Annotated in this window: 16 protein-coding genes; 13 read left to right on the forward strand and 3 right to left on the reverse strand. The window is 72.3% G+C overall.

The features are described 5' to 3' along the window. Positions 1-14 precede the first annotated feature (14 nt). The gene (locus WMF39_RS34670) at positions 15-1,580 is read left to right on the forward strand and encodes a dipeptidyl-peptidase 3 family protein (RefSeq protein WP_437740748.1); all 1,566 of its coding nucleotides are present in this window, start codon (positions 15-17) and stop codon (positions 1,578-1,580) included. An 18-nt stretch (positions 1,581-1,598) separates the two neighbouring features. Here the strand turns inward: WMF39_RS34670 and WMF39_RS34675 are convergent, their stop codons facing one another. Both WMF39_RS34675 and WMF39_RS34680 read right to left on the reverse strand, forming a co-directional pair. Then, positions 1,599-3,293, reverse strand: coding sequence for a hypothetical protein (locus WMF39_RS34675; RefSeq protein ID WP_437740749.1), 1,695 nt, complete (start codon positions 3,291-3,293; stop codon positions 1,599-1,601). Then, positions 3,290-4,402, reverse strand: coding sequence for a hypothetical protein (locus tag WMF39_RS34680; protein ID WP_437740750.1), 1,113 nt, complete (start codon positions 4,400-4,402; stop codon positions 3,290-3,292). Before WMF39_RS34680 ends, WMF39_RS34675 begins: the two co-directional genes overlap by 4 nt. A 223-nt stretch (positions 4,403-4,625) precedes the next feature. On the opposite strand from WMF39_RS34680, the gene WMF39_RS34685 reads away from it, so the two are divergent. The 10 genes from WMF39_RS34685 (at position 4,626) to WMF39_RS34730 (ending at position 15,951) form a co-directional block, all read left to right on the forward strand. After that, the gene (locus WMF39_RS34685) at positions 4,626-5,972 is read left to right on the forward strand and encodes a serine/threonine-protein kinase (RefSeq protein WP_437740751.1); all 1,347 of its coding nucleotides are present in this window, start codon (positions 4,626-4,628) and stop codon (positions 5,970-5,972) included. A 91-nt stretch (positions 5,973-6,063) separates the two neighbouring features. Continuing rightward, a complete protein-coding gene (locus WMF39_RS34690) occupies positions 6,064-7,050 on the forward strand; it encodes an AAA family ATPase (protein WP_437740752.1) in 987 nt (328 codons plus the stop codon). Beyond that, positions 7,047-7,955, forward strand: a complete 909-nt coding sequence (locus WMF39_RS34695) for a DUF58 domain-containing protein (RefSeq protein WP_437740753.1) — start codon at positions 7,047-7,049, stop codon at positions 7,953-7,955. Before WMF39_RS34690 ends, WMF39_RS34695 begins: the two co-directional genes overlap by 4 nt. Further along, complete coding sequence (locus WMF39_RS34700) at positions 7,952-9,193, forward strand: hypothetical protein (protein WP_437740754.1); 1,242 nt, start codon at positions 7,952-7,954, stop codon at positions 9,191-9,193. Before WMF39_RS34695 ends, WMF39_RS34700 begins: the two co-directional genes overlap by 4 nt. Continuing rightward, complete coding sequence (locus tag WMF39_RS34705) at positions 9,190-10,335, forward strand: VWA domain-containing protein (protein WP_437740755.1); 1,146 nt, start codon at positions 9,190-9,192, stop codon at positions 10,333-10,335. Before WMF39_RS34700 ends, WMF39_RS34705 begins: the two co-directional genes overlap by 4 nt. After that, the gene (locus WMF39_RS34710; RefSeq protein WP_437740756.1) at positions 10,332-11,486 is read left to right on the forward strand and encodes a vWA domain-containing protein; all 1,155 of its coding nucleotides are present in this window, start codon (positions 10,332-10,334) and stop codon (positions 11,484-11,486) included. The genes WMF39_RS34705 and WMF39_RS34710 overlap by 4 nt, the downstream gene beginning before the upstream one ends. Beyond that, positions 11,473-12,567 carry a tetratricopeptide repeat protein gene (locus WMF39_RS34715; RefSeq protein WP_437740757.1) on the forward strand — a complete coding sequence of 365 codons (1,095 nt, stop codon included), beginning with the start codon at positions 11,473-11,475 and terminating at the stop codon, positions 12,565-12,567. The genes WMF39_RS34710 and WMF39_RS34715 overlap by 14 nt, the downstream gene beginning before the upstream one ends. Continuing rightward, a complete protein-coding gene (locus WMF39_RS34720) occupies positions 12,564-14,507 on the forward strand; it encodes a BatD family protein (RefSeq protein WP_437740758.1) in 1,944 nt (647 codons plus the stop codon). The genes WMF39_RS34715 and WMF39_RS34720 overlap by 4 nt, the downstream gene beginning before the upstream one ends. Then, complete coding sequence (locus WMF39_RS34725) at positions 14,492-15,340, forward strand: hypothetical protein (RefSeq protein ID WP_437740759.1); 849 nt, start codon at positions 14,492-14,494, stop codon at positions 15,338-15,340. Before WMF39_RS34720 ends, WMF39_RS34725 begins: the two co-directional genes overlap by 16 nt. A gap of 29 nt (positions 15,341-15,369) precedes the next feature. Next, complete coding sequence (locus WMF39_RS34730) at positions 15,370-15,951, forward strand: hypothetical protein (protein WP_437740760.1); 582 nt, start codon at positions 15,370-15,372, stop codon at positions 15,949-15,951. A 30-nt stretch (positions 15,952-15,981) separates the two neighbouring features. Here WMF39_RS34730 and WMF39_RS34735 read toward each other — a convergent pair whose 3' ends face one another. Further along, a complete protein-coding gene (locus WMF39_RS34735; RefSeq protein ID WP_437740761.1) occupies positions 15,982-16,545 on the reverse strand; it encodes an ExbD/TolR family protein in 564 nt (187 codons plus the stop codon). Positions 16,546-17,231: 686 nt separating this feature from the next. Between WMF39_RS34735 and WMF39_RS34740 the strand changes: the two genes are divergently transcribed. After that, positions 17,232-18,095, forward strand: a complete 864-nt coding sequence (locus tag WMF39_RS34740) for a helix-turn-helix domain-containing protein (protein ID WP_437740762.1) — start codon at positions 17,232-17,234, stop codon at positions 18,093-18,095. A gap of 363 nt (positions 18,096-18,458) precedes the next feature. Next, a complete protein-coding gene (locus tag WMF39_RS34745) occupies positions 18,459-19,598 on the forward strand; it encodes a phospholipase D-like domain-containing protein (protein WP_437740763.1) in 1,140 nt (379 codons plus the stop codon). The last annotated feature ends 17 nt before the right edge of the window (positions 19,599-19,615 follow it).

Below are 19,615 nucleotides of genomic sequence, written 5' to 3' on the forward strand. Positions count from 1 at the left end.
ATAAGGAGGTCCCGATGTTGTCCGAGAAGGTCAAGCAGTTCGCGCCGGCCAGGCTCACCGCGGACATCGACGATCTGCCCGAGCCGGAGAGGAGAGCGCTCGGCAAGCTCATCGAGGCTTCGCGGCAGCTCGATCCCGTGTTCGATCGGCAGGCCTACGCCGGGAACCCGGAGCTCCGCGAGAAGCTCGTCGCGGACGGCACCCCGGAGGGGCGGGACAGGCTCGCCTACTTCGACATCATGCGCGGCCCTTGGGACAGGCAGGATCACCACCGCCCCTTCGCCATCGACAGGCCCCATCCTCCTGGCGCTGGCTTCTACCCGGAGGATCTCTCGGCCGACGAGCTCAACGCGTGGGTCGAGCAGCACCCGGGCGACAAGGAGGCCTTCAACAGCCTGTTCACGCTCATCCGCCGGGACCAGGGCCGGCTCGTCGCCGTGCCGTACAGCCAGGCCTACGCGGCGTGGCTCGGCCCCGCCGGCGCGCTCCTCGAGGAGGCCGCGGCGCTCACCGCGAGCGAGAGCCTAAGGCGGTTCCTGAGGTCCCGGGCCGCTGCGTTCCGCTCCGACGACTACTATGCATCCGACAAGGACTGGATGGACCTCGACAGCCGCGTCGAGGTGACCATCGGCCCTTACGAGACCTACGAGGACGAGCTCCTCGGCCTCAAGGCCTCGTTCGAGTCGTTCGTCACGGTGAGCGACCCCGACGCTTCCCGGAACCTCTCGAAGTACAAGGAGCTCCTCCCGGAGATGGAGCGCAACCTGCCTGTCCCCGAGGACGTGAAGACCGCGCGCGGCGGGGAGAGCCCCATCCAGGTCGTCGACCTCGTGTTCAGCGCCGGCGACGCCCGCAAATCGGTCCAGACGATCGCGTTCAACCTGCCGAACGACGAGCGCGTCCGCGCCGAGAAGGGGGCCAAGAAGGTCCTGCTCCGCAACGTCATCGAGACGAAGTTCGAGCTGATCATGCGCCCTATCGCCGAGCGCATCCTCGACCCGGCGCAGCTCGATCACCTGTCCTCCGACGCGTTCTTCAACGAGACGCTCTTCCACGAGCTCTCGCACAGCCTCGGCCCTGCGTTCACGACCGTGAGCGGGGAGCGGGTCGAGGTGCGGATCGCGCTCGGCCCGACGTACTCCGCCCTGGAGGAGGCCAAGGCCGATGTGATGGGCGCTTACAACGTCCTCTTCATGATCCAGCGAGGCCACTTCGCGGCCGATTTCAGGGAAAAGCTCCTCATCTCCTATTTCGCAGGGCTCTTCAGGAGCACCCGATTCGGCGTGGCCGAGGCGCACGGCAAGGGGGCCGCGCTCCAGATCAACCGGTTCCTCGAGGAGCGCGCCGCCCGCTTCGACCCGGCGACACGGCGCTTCACCGTCGACGCCGAGGAGCTCGAGGCCGCCATCACCCGCCTCGTCCGCGATCTCTGCATGGTGCAGCACCGCGGCGACAGGCTGGCCGCCGGCGAGCTCCTCGCCAGATACGGAGAGGTCTCGGAGCCGATGCAGCACGCGCTCGGCGGCCTCGAGGGGATCCCGATCGACATCCGGCCGATCTACCCGCTCGCCGGCGAGTGAGCCGCCGGCGAGCGGCGCTCACGGCCCGATCTGCACGAGGAACGCGTCGCCGGCGCCCTGGCTCACGGCCGTGGCTGCGCCGCGATCGAGGACGCCGTCGAAGCGGCCGGTCACCCAGCCATCGCCGAGCAGATCGACGGCGACGGCGGCGCCGCGCTGCTCGCCCGAGTCGCCGAACGAGCGCAACCAGATCGGGTTGCTGGCAGGGTCGAGCTTCGCCACGAACACGTCTGCGGCGCCCGTGGCCGAGTGCGCCTCCGTTCCGACGTCCAGGTTCCCCAGGAAGGAGCCGGTGAGGAGGATGTTGCCCGCGAGATCGACCGCGACGGAGGCGCCCTCCTGGTCGGCGTCGTCGCCGAAGTCCTCGCACCACTGCAGGACGCCGTTGTCGTCCAGACGGATGAGGAAGACGTCCTTGTCTCCATTGCTCGTGAGCAGCGACTCGCCGAGGGAGATCGCTCTCCGGAACGAGCCGGTCACGAGGATGTTGCCCGCTCCATCGACGGCCACGCCGAGCGCCTCGGCCGCGTTGGTCGCGTCGGCCGCCTTGCTCCAGACGTGATCGCCCGAGGGGTCGAGCTTCGCGACGAACAGGTTGGTCTTGGCGTCGGTGGTGAGCGGCCTCTCGCCCCCGAAATCGACCTCCCCGCTGAACCAGCCGACGACGACGATGTCGCCGTCGCCGTCGACGGCGACGCCGGTACCGGCCTGATCTCCCTGGCCGCCGAACCGCTTGGCCCAGTCGACGTGGCCGGCGGCGTCGAGCTTGACCAGGAACGCATCGCTCCTGCCGTGGCTCTCCAGGGTGAACCGCTCGCCCCGGCGGCCCTCGCCGAAGTCGAGCGTGCCCGAGAACTCGCCGGTGATGAAGGCGTTCCCCGCCTGGTCCACGGCGATCGCCGCCGCGTGTTGCGTGGCGTCGTCGCCGAACCGCCGGCTGAACTGGTGCGCCCCGGTCGCGTCGAACCGCGCCACGACGACGTCGGCGCGGCGGCCGGCGCCCTCGAGCACGCCGCCGCCGAAATCGACGTCGCCGGCCGCGCTGCCCGCGAGCACCACGTCGCCCCCCGGCGCGAGCGCGACCGCCCGGGCGACGCTGTCCGCGAAGCGGCGGCCGAACCGGAACCGCCCCTCGCGCGTGGAGGCGTCGCGGGAGAACGAGACGAGGAAAGCGTCCGGCTCGCCGAGCGCGCCCAGCTCGTCCGACGGGCCCGCGCCGAGATCGGTGCTGCCCGACGCCGAGCCGACCACCACGACGGCGTCGGCGGAGGCGGCGATGCCCAGGCCCTGCTGAGCGCCGGCCCCGCCGAGCGCGACGCTGTGCACGGGGTCGCCCGTGCACGCTCGCCCGTCGCAGTTCTCGTCCTCGGGCGTGGCGCAGCTCTCGAACGCGGGCAGCACCTGGCCGACGCAGGCGCCGACGTCCGTCCCGTCGTCATTGCACGCGGCGACGCCGGCGACGCAGAGGCCGACGCCCTGCGTGCCCTGCGGCCCCGCGTAGCAGGCCGCCTCGGTGAGGGGAACGCAGATCTCCTGAACCTCGCCGCCACCGCCCGCCCCGCCGCTGCCGCCGCCGCCTCCCCCCGCGCCCACCGGCACGGGATCCGCCGCGACGTCGGGGAACGGCGCGATGAAGGCGCACGCGCCGAGGCCGGCGCAGGCGAGGGCGAGCGCGGCGACGACGCCCGCTCCGGGGCGAGGTGCGCCGCTCACAGCACTCCCCGCACGGCGACCCCGGCGCCGTCCGCGCCGACCCATGGCGAGAGCGCCGTCGGGCGGGGGGCGCGCGGCGCCGCGGGCGCAAGCCGCGGCCCGGCGGCGTCCGGAGGAGCCGCGGGCGAGGAGGACGAGGGCCAGAAGAGGTAGGCGGCGAAGCCGCCCGCGATGACGGCGGCCCCGGTGAGCACCGTGCTCGTGACGGCGAGCGCTTGCCCGCGATCGTGCAGCGCCTGCCGCTCGCCCAGCGAGCCCGGGGCAGGGTTCTCGTTCTTCTTCAGGAAGCTGTGCCGCACGTCGTACGCCATGGCGCCCGTGACCACGGCGCCGGCGGCGAGCGCGGCCGCCGTCCCCACGACGACCACCGGCGAGATGCGCGGGCCCGGCGCGGGCGCGCTGGGCAGCGCCTGGCGCGCGGGCGCGCTCGACCGCGGGGCCGCGAGCGAGCGCTTGCGGCCGAGCTCGGCCCGCAGCTCGACGACCGCGCCCGTCTCGGCCTGCACCGTCGCCTCGAACCGCGCCGCATAGTTCTCGGCCGCCACCACGACCCGCCGCGCCCCGGGGCTCACGAGGATGGCCGCGCCGACGAGGGCGGCGTGGATCGGCTCACCATCGATCTCGACGCGCACGCCGGTCGCGTCCTCGGGCAGCTGCAGGACGATCTGCGACGTCTTCACGCGAAGCTTCTCTAGTCGTGCCCGCGACTCCCTGGCGAGCGCGATCTCGTTCCGCGCGGTCGCGCCGGACGCAGCGAGCTCAAATGCGTTGAGCGCCTCGACGACGTGGCCGAGCGCCTCGTGACAGACGCCGAGGTGATACCAGAGAGGTGGGGACACGACGATCTTGCTGATGCGTTCGTACGTCTCCAGCGCCTCTGCCCACCGGCCGCCGTCCTCCGCGGCGAGGCCGAGCGCGAAGAGGTGCCGCGCGGACGCGAGCTCCGCGGCGCTCGGCTTGTGGGCCGCAGCGAGAGCCGCAGTGTCGCTCGCGACCGCGGCCGGCGGCGCGCGGCTGGCGTCCTCCGGGGAAGGCTCGGCGAACGCAGCCGGACCGACGCCGACCAGGGCGAAGAATACCACTCCGCCGATGGTGATCCGATGCTTCACCCACGCCTCCTTCCATCACCAAGCGATAGAGGCAGTCTAACCGTACTCACGCCGACCGATCCTCGACAACTGGAAAATTGTTTGAGATTAGCGTCCGATCCTGGAACGCTCTTGCACGACCCGCCTGGAACGCTCTCCCACTGTCGGTGAGAGCTTCAGCATGGTCGGATTCACGACGACACAGGAGTCGCAGGTACGAGCTGTGATAGCGCCCGTCGATCTTGTGCCAGGCCAGCTTCTCGGCCGCTATGAGCTGCTGATCGCCATCGCGCAGGGCGGAATGGGGACGGTGTGGGCGGCCCGAGAGCGCGGCGGGGCGGCGGGCGACAAGATCGTGGCAGTCAAGACGATGCTGCCGGCGCTCTCCAGCGATCCGCGCTGCAAGCGCATGTTCCTCACGGAGTCGCGCATCGCCTCCCGGATCAAGCACCCCAATGTGTGCGCGATCCTGGATCAAGGTGAGCAGAGCGGGGTGCTCTACTTCGTGATGGAGTGGATCGACGGCGACGCGCTCGTGGCGCTGCTCGGCGGCAGCACCCGCAAGCAGGGCAGCCCGCTCCCCCTGCCCGTCGCGGTGAGGATCGCGATCGAGGCGGCGCGGGGGCTGCATGCGGCCCACGAGCTACGGGACGACGGCGGCGCGCTGATCGGGCTCGTTCACCGGGACGTCTCGCCGCACAACATCCTGATCACGCGGGACGGCTCGGTCAAAATCGCGGATTTCGGCGTGGCCAAGGCCATGGCGCAGGTGGACAACCCGACGACCAACACCGGGCACATGAAGGGCAAGATCCTCTTCATGGCGCCCGAGCAGGTCTATAGCGAGCAGCTGGACCGGCGGTCCGACGTCTTCGCGCTCGGGATCGTGCTCTATCAGCTGACGACGGGCACGCACCCGTTCGCCGCCAGCCACGACCTCGCGACGATGGCGCGCATCGCGCGGCCCGAGCCGGTCGATCCGCCGGGCCCCCTCGTCCCCGGGTACCCCCCCGCGCTCGAGGCGGCGGTGATGCGCGCGCTCGCCAAGGATCCGGCCGAGCGCTTCGCGACGATGGCCGAGCTCGCGGACGCGCTCGAGGCAGTGGACGCCGCCCTCGGCAGCCGCCCTGGCGAGGTCACGGGGTACATCCGCAACGCGCTCGCCGCGCGCACCTCGCGTCGCACGGCGCTGATCAAGGACGCCTTGCGCGCCGCGGAGGGCCGGGCGCGGGGGCGCACCCCCTCGCGCCTGGACCCGCGCCGCCGCGCACGGACGATCGCCACCGCGGCGGCGCTCGTCGCCTCGGGCGCGCTGCTCGGGGCGGCGACGCTCCTGTGGATCGGCCTCGGGGAGGGCCCCGGCGCGCCGCCCGTGGCGGTGCCCGCGGCGCCGGCCGTCACGGTGGAGCCGCGCCCGGGGGTCGCCACCGCCGAGCCGCGCGCCCCGGAGCCCGCGCGCGTGTCAGAACCGGCCCCGTCCACCGCGCCCGCGGCGCCGCCGTCCTCCACCCCCGCCGCGAGCGCGAGCCCGCCTCGCTCCCGATCGCCTGCCGAGACCGGGCGCGCCAAATTCCGCGAGCCCGGCTTCTAGCGCGCGCCGCGGCCCCGCCTCGCGCCGAGGAATATTCGATCGGCGCCGGTTGTCCTCGGGCGGCCGGGCTTGCTATGAGCTCCCACCCGTTATGCACGACGTACGCGCCCTGAACGAGCTGGTCGCCAAAGAGAGCGCCTTCATCGACACCCTGCTGAACGAGGTCGGCAAGGTCATCGTCGGCCAGACGTACATGATCGAGCGCATCCTCATCGGGCTGCTCACCGGGGGACACGTCCTCCTCGAGGGCGTCCCGGGCCTCGCCAAGACGCTCACGGTGCGGACGCTCTGCGACGCCATCCACGCAAAGTTCTCGCGGATCCAGTTCACGCCGGATCTGCTGCCCGCCGACCTCATCGGCACCGTCATCTACAACCACCAGAAGGGCGACTTCACCTCGAAGCTGGGCCCGATCTTCGCGAACCTCGTGCTCGCCGACGAGATCAACCGCGCCCCGGCGAAGGTGCAGAGCGCGCTCCTCGAGGCGATGCAGGAGCGGCAGGTCACGATCGGCGACACGACCTACCCGCTGCCGAGTCCGTTCGTGGTCATGGCGACCCAGAACCCGATCGAGCAGGAGGGGACCTACCGCCTCCCGGAGGCGCAGGTCGACAGGTTCATGCTCATGGTCAAGGTCGGGTACCCCGCGCGGGCCGAGGAGCGGCAGATCATCGACCGCACGACGGCCGTGATCGAGGGCAAGGCCGCGAAGGTGACGACCCCCGAGGAGCTCGTGTCCGCGCGCAAGGTCGTGCGCGACGTGTACATGGACGATCGCGTGAAGGACTACATCGTGGACGTGGTCTTCGCGACGCGCGAGCCCGGGCAGAAGGGGATGCGGGAGCTGAGCAGCCTCATCGAGTACGGGGCGAGCCCGCGCGCCTCGATCGCGCTGGCGCTGGCGGCACGCGCGCACGCCTTCCTGCGCCACCGGGGCTACGTCACGCCGGAGGACGTGAAGGCGATCGGCCCCGACGTGCTCCGGCACCGGGTCGTCCTGACCTACGAGGCGGAGGCCGAGGAGGTCACGTCCGAGCAGATCGTCCGGCGCGTGTTCGAGGTGGTCGAGGTGCCGTGATCAAGGCCTCCGGCTCGAAGAACCCGCTGCCGCCGGAGCTCCTGAAGCAGCTCCGGCGCATCGAGATCCGGACGCGACGGCTCGCCAACGAGCAGCTCTCCGGGACGTACTCGTCCGTCTTCAAGGGGCAAGGGCTCTCGTTCCGCGAGGTGCGCGCCTACCTGCCCGGCGACGACGTGCGCTGGATCGACTGGAACGTCTCGGCCCGCATGAGCGAGCCGTTCGTGAAGGTGTTCGTCGAGGAGCGGGAGATGACCGTCATGCTGGTCGTCGACGCCTCGCAGAGCGAGCAGTTCGGCACGCGGCGCGCGTCGAAGGCGCGCGTCGCCGCCGAGATCGCCGCGCTCTGCTCCTTCAGCGCCATCAAGAACAACGATCGCGTGGGCCTCGTGCTCGCGACCGAGGCCATCGAGAAGCTCGTCCCGCCGAAGAAGGGGGACAAGCACGTGATGCGCGTCATCCGGGAGATCCTCGGGCACGAGCCGAAGTACACGGGGACGAACCTGAAGCTCGCGCTCGAGACGCTCGTGAAGGTCGCCAAGCGGAGGAGCGTGGCCTTCGTGATCAGCGACTTCTTCGCCTCCGGCTTCGAGCGCTCGCTCTCGCTCGCGAGCGCCAAGCACGACGTGATCCCGGTGATGCTGGTCGACCCGCGCGACGAGGAGCTGCCCGACGTCGGGCTCGCGACGTTCGAGGACCTGGAGACCGGGGAAGAGGTCGTGGTGGACACCGGCGACCGGGCGGTGCGCGACCACTACCGCGCCGCGATGCGCAAGCTCCGGAGCGACCGCGACAAGCTGTTCAAGAAGCTCGCGCTCGACGCCGTGGTGGTGAAGACCGGCGAGAGCTTCGTGAGCCCGCTGCGCGATCTGTTCGCCAAGCGGGCGCGGAGGCTCAGGCGATGAGGACGCGTCGCTCCGCGGTCCACGCCGCGCGCGGCGCGAGCCCGCTCGCGTGGGCCGCGCTGGCGGCGGCGCTCGCGTGCGCGTCGCCGGCACGATCGCAGCCGGACGCCGGCGGCGCCGGAGGGCCCGCCGCTGACGACACCCCGCCGCCGCCGCCGCCGCCTCCGGCCCCGGCAGCCACGGAGCGCGGCGAGAGCGTGTGGGCCTCGTGCGCGGAGCACGTGCCGCCCGGCGCGACGCGCCCCCGGATCGAGGAGACGTTCCCGAAGAACGGGTTCAGCGGGTACGCGGCCCACCTCGAGATCACGGTCACGCACGGCAAGGGCGAGACGGTGCTGCCGGAGGGCTTCAAGGTCCAGGGCGACAGCGACGCCGCGCGCGCGATCCAGAAGGCGGGGTTCGTCCTGCCGGAGGCCGACGCGGGCGCGGGGCCGACCAGCACGACGACGGCGACCGACGACGGCGCCACGACCAAGCTCGTCATCCCGTTCGTCCCGCTGCCCAAGGAGCCCGGGAGGAGCGCCCTCCTGCTGCCGCCGGTGCCGATCGCCGTGTCCCGCGCGAGCGGGGAGCTCGTCACCGTCTGCACCCGGCCGCACGAGATCGTGATCGAGGACCCGATCGCCAACGAGCGGGATCCCAAGGTCAAGCCGAACCCGCCGCCGCGGCCGCAGCGGGAGGAGTGGGTGCTCGCGAAGCAGCTCACGGCCGGCATCCTCATCGGCGCGGCGCTCGGGCTGCTCGTCGCCTGGCTGGTCCGGCGCTGGCTGCGCCGGCCCCGCGTGGTGGCCGCGCCGCCGCCCAAGCTGCCGTGGATCGCCGCGCTCGAGGAGCTCGAGGCGCTCCGGCGCTCCGACCTGCTCGGCGAGGGGCGGACCGGTGAGTACTTCGACCGCGTGAGCGACTGCGTGCGCAAGTACCTCGGCGCGCGGTACGGCTTCGACGGCCTCGAGACGACGAGCGACGAGATGCGGGACCTGCTCGCGCGGGTGCGCCCGCCCGTGCCGGTGCTGCCGCAGATCGCGCGGTTCCTCGCCGACTGCGACCTCGTGAAGTTCGCGCGCCTCCAGCCGAGCGAGGCCGACTGCCTCACGGCGCTCGACGACGGCGAGAACATCGTGCACCGCACGACCCCGCCGGCGGTGCGTCCCGGCGACGGCGCCGGCCCCCGGAGCTCGCCCGCCGGCGGGCAGCAGCCGCCCGCTCGCCCGTCCCGGGCGCCAGAGGAGGCGCCTTGAGCCGCACGAAGCGCGCATCGCTTGCCCTCATCGCGACGCTCGTCGTCGCCGCGCTCGCCTGCGTGTACCCCTACCTCGCGCGCCGCGACGCCTGGTCCTCCGCGAGCTGGCAGAACCCGTGGTTCTTGCTCGCGCTCATCGCGGTGCCCGTCGTCTGGTACTGGGGCATCTTCGCGGAGGACGCGCGCAGGCCGCGGCTCCGGCTCGGCACGGTCGCGCCGCTCGCGCGCGGGCCGCGCGGCCTGCGCAGCCACCTGCGCGACCTGCCGGGCGTGCTGCGCGCCGTGGCGCTCGCGCTGCTCGTCCTCGCGATGGGGCGGCCGGTCAGCGTGCTCCGCGAGCAGCGCTCGGACGACAAGGGCATCGACATCGTCGTGGCGCTCGACCTGTCGGGCTCGATGCGCGCGATCATGGATGCGCGGGCGAGCGATCTACCCGGCCAGCCGAAGCTGCCGCGCGGCAAGCGGCTGACCCGGCTCGACACGGCCAAGCTCGTCCTCCAGGACTTCATCAGCCGCAGGAGGACCGATCGCCTCGGCGTCGTCGTCTTCGGCAAGGCCGCCTACGTGCTGTCGCCGCCGACGCTCGACTACCACCTGCTGACGCAGATGGTCTCGCAGATGACGCTCAACGTGATCGACGGCAGCGCGACGGCGATCGGCGACGCGCTCGGCACCGCGGTCGCCCGCCTGCGCAGGAGCGACGCGCAGTCGAAGGTCGTCATCCTCCTGACCGACGGCGACTCCAACGCCGGGGCCATCTCCCCCGAGTACGCGACCCACCTCGCGACCTCGCTCGGCGCGAAGGTCTACACGATCCAGATCGGCACCGACGACGAGGTCGAGGTCGAGGACGGCATCGATCTCTTCGGGCAGCCGCGCTACGTGCGCCACCGCTTCCCGGTGAACCCCGCGCTGCTCCAGGAGATCGCGCAGAAGACCGGCGGCGCGTCGTACGTGGCGACCGACGCGAAGGCGCTCGCGGACAGCATGCACGACGTGCTCGACCGGCTGGAGAAGACCCGCTTCGAGGCGTCGAGCGCCGCGTACGAGGATCTCTTCCCGTTCCTGCTCCTGCCGGGGGTGTTCCTGATCGGGCTCGACGCGCTCCTGCGCGCCTGGCTGCTCCGGAGGTTCCCGTGAACTTTGCGGCCCCCTGGTTCCTGCTCGGGACGGCGTTCGCCGCGCTGATCGGCCTCCTGCTCATCCTGGGCGGCTTCGGCGTGGCGCGCGCCATCAAGCGCTTCGGCGACGAGGATCGCGTGAAGGCGCTCACCACCGCCGATCCGGCGAAGCGCCGCGCCTGGAAGGGCGTGCTGCTCGTGCTCGCGACGGCGCTCGCGTTCGTGGCCGCGGCGCGCCCCCAGTACGGCAAAGGCACGCGGCTCGTGCCGGCGACCAACGTCGACGTGGTGGTCGTGCTCGACTACTCGAAGAGCATGTACGCGCGCGACGTCGAGCCGTCCCGCATCTTCCGGGCGAAGGTCGAGGTCGCCCGCCTCATCAAGGATCTCGAGGGCGCGCGCTTCGGCGCGGTCGCGTTCGCCGGCGAGCCGATGGGCTTCCCGCTGACCGCCGACGGCGCGGCGATCGCGCAGTTCTTCCGCCAGCTCGACCCGAACGACATGCCGATCGGCGGCACGGCGATCGCGCGCGCGCTCGACCAGGCGAACGAGCTCCTGAAGCGCGACCCGAAGTCCGCCGAGCACAAGCGGATCATCCTGCTCGTCACGGACGGCGAGGACCTCGAGGGCTACCCGCTGAGCGTCGCCCAGGCGATCGGCGCCCAGGGCACGACGATCCACGTCGTTCAGATCGGCGGGCGCACGCCGGAGCCGATCCCGGAGATCGGCCAGGACGGCCGCATCGTCGGGTGGCGGACGGATCGCCAGGGCAAGCCGCTCACGACCGAGCTGTCGCTGTCGGGCGAGCAGCAGCTCGCGTCGATCGCGCAGGCGACGCCGGGCGGGCAGATCATCCGCGCGGAGAAGGGGACCACGGGCATCGAGACGATCGCCGCGGAGCTCAGGCGGCAGATGAAGAGCGAGCTCTCGGAGCGGGTCGAGACGGTCTACGCGGACGTCTACTTCTACCCGCTCGGCCTCGCGATCCTGCTCCTCATCGCCGAGGTGTTCCTCAAGGATGCTCCGCGCCGTCGCTTCGTGGCGACGCGCCCCGAGGCCGCGCCGAAGCGCGCCGCGTTGGTGAAGGGGCGCCCGCTCGGCGCGGACCTCGCGGCGGGAGCGGGGCAGGCTTCCGGGGGCAACGCGGGAGGGCCGCATGCCGCGTCGTGATCGCAAGCGCGTGGATCTCGCCGGGTTCTTCGCCCGCCGCGGGCGCTGGATCGCGATCGGGCTCGCCGCCGCGTGCCTCACCGGGGCCGCGTTCTCGGCGGCGACCGGGTGCAGCGGGTGGGATCCGACGTCCCCGTTCGAGCGGAACGCGCCGGCGGTCGACCAGGCGATCCGCGATCTCGACGCGGGCAACCTCGAGTCTGCCGAGCAGGCCCTCGAGAGCTACCTGGGGACGGGGCCGTGCAGCGACGCAGGCATCGGGCTGCCGGACTCCGTGCGCCAGAAGCCGAACGGCTCGTTCGATCTCGGGCTGACGCTGTTCCATCTGGCCGAGCGCTACGGTCATCGGTTCGGCGACGAGGAGCTCGCGGACGGCGGGCCGGAGCAGGAGCAGCGCGACGCGCTGCGCGGGATCGAGATCGACTGCGCGCTGGTCCTCCTGAAGTCGATCGGGGCCGATCCGAGCGTGCCGGCCGACCTGCGTGCGCGGGCCCGCTACCTCTCGGGCAACCTCGAGTTCTTGCGGCGCAAGTACGAGGACGCCGTGACGTATTACGACCAGGCGCTGGCCATCATCCCCGGGGTCCTCGAGGAGGCCGGCGGCGACGGCGTCGGCCGGGACGCGGCCTGGAACCGGGCGATCGCCCTGCGGCGTATCGAGGACCAGAAGGACGCCGCGCCGCCGGACGCCGAGCCCGATGCGCCGCCGGACGCCGAGCCCGACGCGCCGCCGGACGCCGAGCCCGACGCCGAGCCCGACGCGGGCGACGACGGCGGCGACCAGGACGCGGGCGACGACGGCGGCGACCAGGACGCGGGCAACGACGGCGGTGACCAGGACGCGGGCAACGACGGCGGTGACCAGGATCAGAGCCCTGACGCTGACCCGCAGGACCAGACGCCCGACGCCGGCTCACCCGAGCAACCCGAGCCACCCCGCGAGCAGCCCCAGGAGCCGCCGCAGACCGGTCGGCAGGACGATCGCATCCTCGACCAGCTCGAGGAGGCGCCGACGTACCAGGAGCAGGAAGCGAAGAACAAGGCCGGTATGCGGCGCGGCCGCGGCATGGAGGACAAGTGACGCGCCCGCTCGCGCTCGCCCCCCCGCGCCTTGCGCCGCTCGCGACCGCGCTGCTCGTGGCGTTGCTCGCGTTGATCACCCCGCTCCGCGCGCGCGCCCAGCAGCAGCCGGAGCTCTCGGCGCGCGCGAGCTCCACCGACGTCGAGGTCGGCGAGCCGTTCACGGTCGAGGTGAAGGCGCTCGTCGAGCGCGGCGCCGGCATGCCCTCCGATCCGGAGCTGCGTGTCCCGCCCGACCTCTCCATCGTCTCCGGCCCGAGCATCGGGACGCAGATGAAGACCCAGCTCGGGGGCGGCGTCATGATCACGCAGCTGGGCATCAGCGCGACGTGGCAGATCGTCGCGAACAAGCCCGGCCGCTACACCATCCCGGGGCCGACGATCTCGTGGAACGGCAGGCGCCTGCCGGCGGCTCCGATCATGATCAAGGTCGCGCCGGCGAGCGGGCGGCCTCGCCGGCCGAGCAACCCGTTCCTGTTGCCCGGCGGCCCGCTGCATGGCTTTCCGTGGCCGTTCGGCGGCTCGGGCGGCCTCTTCGACGACGAGGCGACCCAGGACGAGCCCGAGCCCGAGGCGACAGAGCTGGCGATGCCGCGCGAGCCGGACCCGGTGGTGTTCCTTCGCGCCATCCCCGACAAGACGGCCGCGGTGGTCGGCGAGCAGGTCACGGTCTCGTTCTACCTGTACTTCCGCGAGAACGCCGAGATGACCGAGCCCCGCGCAGCGCCCGCCGCGGACTTCCTTCGCCACCCGCTCCTCGAGGACCCCCGCAACGAGCGCCCCGTGTACACGCGGGTCGGCGGGCACCGCTACGCGGCCCGCCTCGTCGACAAGCTGGCGCTGTTCCCGCTGAAGACGGGCGAGCTGCACACGGGCAGCATGCAGACGCGCATCACCGGGCGCCGGATCGGCGCGCGCGTGCTGCGTGAATCGAACGACGTCGTCGTGAAGGTCACGGAGCCGCCCCTCGCCGGCCGCCCGTCCGGCTATGTCGTCGGCGACGTCGGTCAGTTCACGCTCAAGGCGACGGTGCAGCCGCGCCAGATCGAGCAAGGCGGATCGGTGGCCGTGACCGTGCAGATCGCGGGCACCGGCAACTTCCCCCAGTCGCTCCGGGTGCCGGAGCGGACCGGGCTCGAGTGGCTCGACCCGGAGAAGCGCGACGCGATCGAGCCGCGCGGCGGCGCGATCGGCGGCACCCGATCGTTCGGCTACGTCGTCCGGATCCAGGAGAGCGGCGCGGTCGATCTCGGGAAGGTCGAGCTCCCCTACTGGGATCCAGCGCAGAAGCGCTACGTGGTCGAGCGCGCCGAGCTCGGCGTCGTCCAGGTCAGCCCGGTGGCCCCTCCGGCGTCGTCCGGGCCGCCGTCCAGGGCGCCTCGCGCCGAGGGCGACGGCGCTGGCCGGGGCGAGCCGTTCGCCGGCATGCCGGGGCTCCGCACGTCGCTCGGCCCGCACGCCCCGCCCGCGACGCTGCCCCTCGACGGCGCGCCGTTCTGGCTGCTCCTGGCCGCGCCGCCGCTCGTCGTGACGCTGTTCGGCGCGGGCGATCGGCTCCTGCGCCGGGCGCGCGATCGCCGCGCGGCGGGCGCGACCTCGCCCGCCCGGCTCGCGGCGATCGCCCAGCGCGAAGCGGAGGAGGCGGCCGCGCAGGGGGATCTCGGGGCGACGGCCGCGGCGATCGAGCGCGCGGTGCACCGGGCGATCGAGTCCGCGACGGGCCTCCGCTCGCGGGGCGTCTTGCTCGCGGAGCTCCCGGGCGAGCTCGGCCGGCGCGGCGTCCCCGGGCCGCTCTCGTCGCGCGCTTGCGAGGCGCTGGCCGCGTGCGAGGCGATCCGGTTCGAGCCGACCGCGCAGGAGGGCGGCGGCGCCGCCGCCGCGGCGCTCGTCGAGCAGAGCCGCGCCGTCGTGACCGAGCTCGCGCGATGGAAGCCCGCGTGAACGGCCGCCGCACGCGCCCCTTCGCCGGCGCGCTCCTCCTCGCTGCCAGCCTCGCGTCGGCGCTGCCGTCGAGCGAGGCGCGCGCGCAGCCGGCGGAGCCCCCGGAGGTGCTGTTCCAGGAGGGCACGGCCGCGCTCGGCCGCGGCGAGTACGGCGCGGCGATCGACACGTTCGAGCTGCTCGCCGACCGCGGCTTCGTGCACCCGGACGCCAGCTACAACCGCGGGCTCGCCTACGTCACGCGCGTCCGCGAGGGCGCGGATCGCCCGGGAGACCTCGGCCGGGCGGCGGCCGCGTTCGAGGAGGCGCTGCGGCTCCGCCCGGGCGACGCCGACGCCGATCGCGCGCTGGATCTCGTGCGCGCCGAGATCACCCGCCGGCGCTCGCGCCGCGCCACGGATGCGGTCGACGTGCGCCCGACGCTCGGCCGGGTCATCGTCGGCCTCGCCTCGGAGCGCACCTGGGCGGCGGCCGCGCTCCTCGCGTCGCTGCTCCTCGCCCTGGGCGTGGTCCTGCGGCGCCGCCCTGCCGGTCCTGCGCACGTCGCGGGCAGCGTCCTTGCGCCGACGGCGCTCGTCGCGCTGCTCGCGCTGGTGCCGCTCACCTATGCGGCGCGGCACCTCCGCCTCACGACCCGGGCTGGCGTCGTGGTGGTCCCCGAGGTCCGGCTCCTCGACGAGGACGGGCGCGCGCTGCCCCGCGCGGAGCAGAGCGCGATCCCCGAGGGTGCGTCGGTCGAGGTCGGCAGGAGATCGGGCGGGCTCGCGGAGGTCCGCTGGGGCGCCACCGAGGGCTGGGTTCCGGCGTCGAGCATCCGGTTGCTCGCTCCATGAGCCGCGCCATCGTGTGCTAGGTTGTCCGCGTGTGGGTACGCCGCGCAGCCATTCGCCCCGTCCCCTCGTACGCTCAGGTGCCGGCGCGCGTCCTGTCCGAGATCGAGGATCAGCTCGCCGAGGATGACGACGACTCGCGCAAGCAGCTCGACGACGCGTTCACGCGCTTCGAGCAGACGCAGCCTGCGCTCGCGGACCGGATCTCCTCGGTGCTGTCCGGCCCGCTCGACGAGACGGCGCTCGCCCTCGGCTATTTCCTGACGCTGGCGATCTGGCTCGCCTTCGACGAGCTGTTCGGTCAGGACCTCGACGAGGTCACCGAGACGGCGCTCACGGGCGTCGAGGAGTCGCTGAACCTGGACGAGCAGATCCGCCTCCACGATCCTGCCGAGGCGGTCGACTCGGACGACGTCATCGCGATGGAGCAGCCCGACGTCCTCGCCTTCGTGCAGGAGCACCTCGACGCGGCGCTCGAGGCGAACGCGCACGAGGTCGACGTCGACGACGTCCACGCGATCTACCGGGTGGTGCTGATCGAGATCCTGGCGCTGAGCTACGCCGTCCGCCCGCCCTCGAACTGGGTAGCGCTGACGACCGAGTTCACCGCGTAACGCGTCTCCCCCGTCTCGCAACCACCGCTCTTAACGTGCCGAGAAGGTGGCCAGGAAAGCTGGCATCTCGGCGCTGCGGCCGTCCTCGAGGAGGACGGTTCGGCGCGGGGCATTGATCGCGTCGAGCACGGCGACGAGCTCACGGAACGGCGTCTTGTTGTCGCTGTGGAGCACGGCCTGGTCGGCGCGGCGGTCGCTCGGGGCGCGGTGCTCGCCGCTCCGCTCCCACTCGCGCCGGATGGCCTCGCCGAGCTCTCTATAACGGATCGCGGTGGCTCCCGCCCCGCCGATCTCGACAGGACGTTTGGGGACGCTCACCTCGCTCAGGACGGTCGCGCCCTGCTTCCACACGAGGTTGAACCGGTCCTCGCCGACATGGACGTGCATCGTCCTGAGAGGCTCCTTCTGGCACTCCTCCCCGCACCCCGCGGCGGCAGGCACCTCCGCGCTGGTCTTGAGCCGCGAGTTCGTGACCCACACCGCCGTGATCAGCAGGAAGGCGATGGTCACCATCAGCAGATCGATGAACGGAATCATGTTGATCTCGCTGTTTCGCGCCCGCCTCTCGCCACCTCCCACGTCGACGCCTGCCATGGCTGCCTCCTTGTGTGCTCGTGTTGTCGCCGCGCACTCGCCAGCTCCGCGGCCGCGCTGCGATAGGAGGACAGAGCGCGGCGCGCGCCGGATGTTCCTGGAAAGCACCAACGTCCGCTCCCCTCGCCACGGGTGAACCACTCGCGCGCGTGGGCCGCGCCGGCGATCCCGATGAGGGAAGACCGCGACGAGCGATCCCTCGGGCGGCCCACGCTCCGCATCGTCCACTATTTCGGAGGCGCTTCGATCCGCCCAGCTCAAAAAGACGCAACGCGTCGTTGTCAAGCAGCCTCATCATCGGACGCCCTGAACATGGAAAGGGCAGACGAGAAGCTCGATTTCTTCGGCATAGGCGAAGATGCGGCAGCCTTGCGCCACGGACGACGGGGCGTCGTGCCGCCCTCGGGTCAACGCAGCGTGCCGCCCCTCGTGCGTCATGGCCGAGCTGTCTCTTGACAGACAATCCGTTATAACGGATGATGTACCTACGGGTTGGAGGTGAAGCGGATGCGCCCCCAGAGTGCTCAAGTGATCGACCTCGAGGAATACCGGCAGCAGCGGCGGGCGGCTCGGAACAAGCATGTTCCCGAGAGCGACAGGCCGATGTCATCGGGGAGCTCTTTGACCATGCCGGTCGCCCTCTGGTGGTTCCCGATCTGGACGTGGATGCCCGTCTGGCAGGTGCGATGAAATCCGTCCGTCAGAACACGCCACGGAGCTCGCCCGGGCTGGTCTGCGGCGATGGGCTCGGCGCGTCGTTGCCCGTGGAGGGCTATCAGAACGGCGTGCAAGCGTCCGCCGCATCGACGGGGCGCCCCTCTTCGCCTGCTGGACCGCGCTCGCACCGCAGGCCGGAGAGCTTCGCTGGCCCCGCGAGCTCGTACTCCAGCCGCACCAACGGAACAAACGGAGAAGCGCCGCAGCGGGACGTGGACGAGGCGTCTGGAGACGCCTGGGCCTACGAGATGGCCCCGCAGGACGCCTCCTCGGCGCTCACCGGCATCGTCGGGGCCAACCTGCGTCGCCTCCGGACCAAGCGTGGGCTCTCCCTCGAGCGGCTGGCGAAGGCGTCTGGCGTGAGCCGGGCGATGCTCAGCCAGATCGAGCTCGGCCAGAGCACGCCGACGATCAACGTACTCTGGAAGATCGCGCGGGCGCTCGGCGTGCCCTTCTCGGCGCTGATCAGCGACCAGTCGCTCGGCGGCACATCGCTCATCCTGGCCGCGCGCGCCAAGGTGTTGACGTCGCACGACGGCTCGTTCACGTCCCGCGCGCTGTTCCCGTTCGACGTGCCCAGGACCGTCGAATTTTACGAGATCACGCTCGCGCCCCTCGCCACCGAACACGCGGATCCTCACCCGCCGGGCACCGTGGAGAACCTCGTGGTGACCGCCGGGACGCTGGAGATGGTCGTCGGCGCCGAGCGCCATGTGCTCGCGACCGGCGACGCGATCATGTTCGACGCCGACGTACCCCATCAGTACAGGAACCCGACCGATCGGCAGGTCATCCTGTATCTGGTGATGACGTACATCGAAAAGATGGGCTGATCGGGGCGCTCGACAGCCCGGATCACCGAGGCGCCAAGGACGCCGAGAGGACAATAACGCCTTCCGGCGCTCCTCTTCTCCCTCCGGTTCTCCCTCCGGCGCCGCGGCGATTCAAAGAACAGGAGCGCCACGTCTCAGCCCCCGAGATACGCGGGTAGCTCCGCACACCGCTTCTGCCCCAGGACATGAATGTTCGGTGCGGCGCAGCGTCGCCCCTGGCCCGGCGGGCGCGATGGCGGGCCCGAGGCGGGGCCGGCGGAATCGACAGCTGACCGACGCCGGCCAAGCATCACGCCGGGGCGTCACGCGCCCGTCCGCGCTATCATCGCGCCGCCTCGTCCCGGGCAGCCTGGCCCCCGCCGCATGTCCCAGCCCCCTCCCGCGCCCGCGTTCGCCGAGATGACCGTCGGCGCGCACCGCCTCGCGCTCCTCAAGGACGGCGCGCAGACCTACCCGGCCATGCTCGAGGCCATCACCCGCGCCCGGCGCACGATCTGCCTCGAGACGTACATCCTCCGGGTCGATCGGACCGGCCAGCGCTTCGCCGAGGCGCTCATGGAGCGCGCGGCGGCCGGCGTCGAGGTGAACGTCCTCTTCGACGCCTGGGGCTCCTCCGTCTCGTCGTCCTTCCTCGACGGGCTCCGCCGCGCGGGCGTCCGGCCCCACGCCTTCCGCCCCCTCGACCTCTCCGCCCCGCTCGGGAAGGTCGCCCGCCGCGACCACCGCAAGGCGCTCATCGTCGACGGTGCGATCGCCTTCACGGGCGGCCTCAACCTCTCCGACGACTACGCGGCTCCGGAGGATGGCGGCGCCGACTGGCGCGATACCCATCTCCGCATCGAGGGCCCCGCCGCCGCCGAGCTCCAGTATTTCTTCCTGCGCACGTGGCAGCGCACAGGCGGCGCCCCCATCGACGACGAGCGCTACGGCTACGCCGAGCGCAGGCCCGACCCCGCCGTCCAGATCATCAGCAACGACCTCCCCCGCCGCAGGCACCGCCACGGCATCCGCGACGCCTACCGGCACGCCATCGAGCGCGCCCGGCGCAGGATCTTCATCACCAACGCGTACTTCCTGCCGCCGCTCCGGATCATCCACGCGCTCTCCGCCGCGGCCCGCCGCGGCGTCGACGTCAGGATCATGGTCGCCGGCACCACCGACGTGCCCGCGGTCCTGCTCGCCTCGCGCGCGATCTACGGCCACCTCCTCGACGCCGGCGCCCGCATGTTCGAGTGGCGCGGCCGCGTCCTTCACGCCAAGACCGCGGTCATCGACGGCCTCTGGTCCACTGTCGGCTCCACCAACCTCGACAGCCAGTCGCTCCGCATGAACCTCGAGGTGAACGCCGTCGTCTCGCACCGCGGGTTCGCTGGCGCGATGGAGCGGATGTTCGCCGACGACCTCGCCCACTGCCGCGAGATCACCGCCGCGGGCTGGGCCCAGCGCCCCCTCTGGGAGCGGGCCGCCTCGTGGACGGCCTACCTCGCGCGCGACTGGCTCTGATCCCGCGCGGTCCGCCG

This window comes from Sorangium sp. So ce1504 (assembly GCF_051521635.1).
GTDB lineage: Bacteria > Myxococcota_A > Polyangia > Polyangiales > Polyangiaceae > Sorangium > Sorangium cellulosum_B.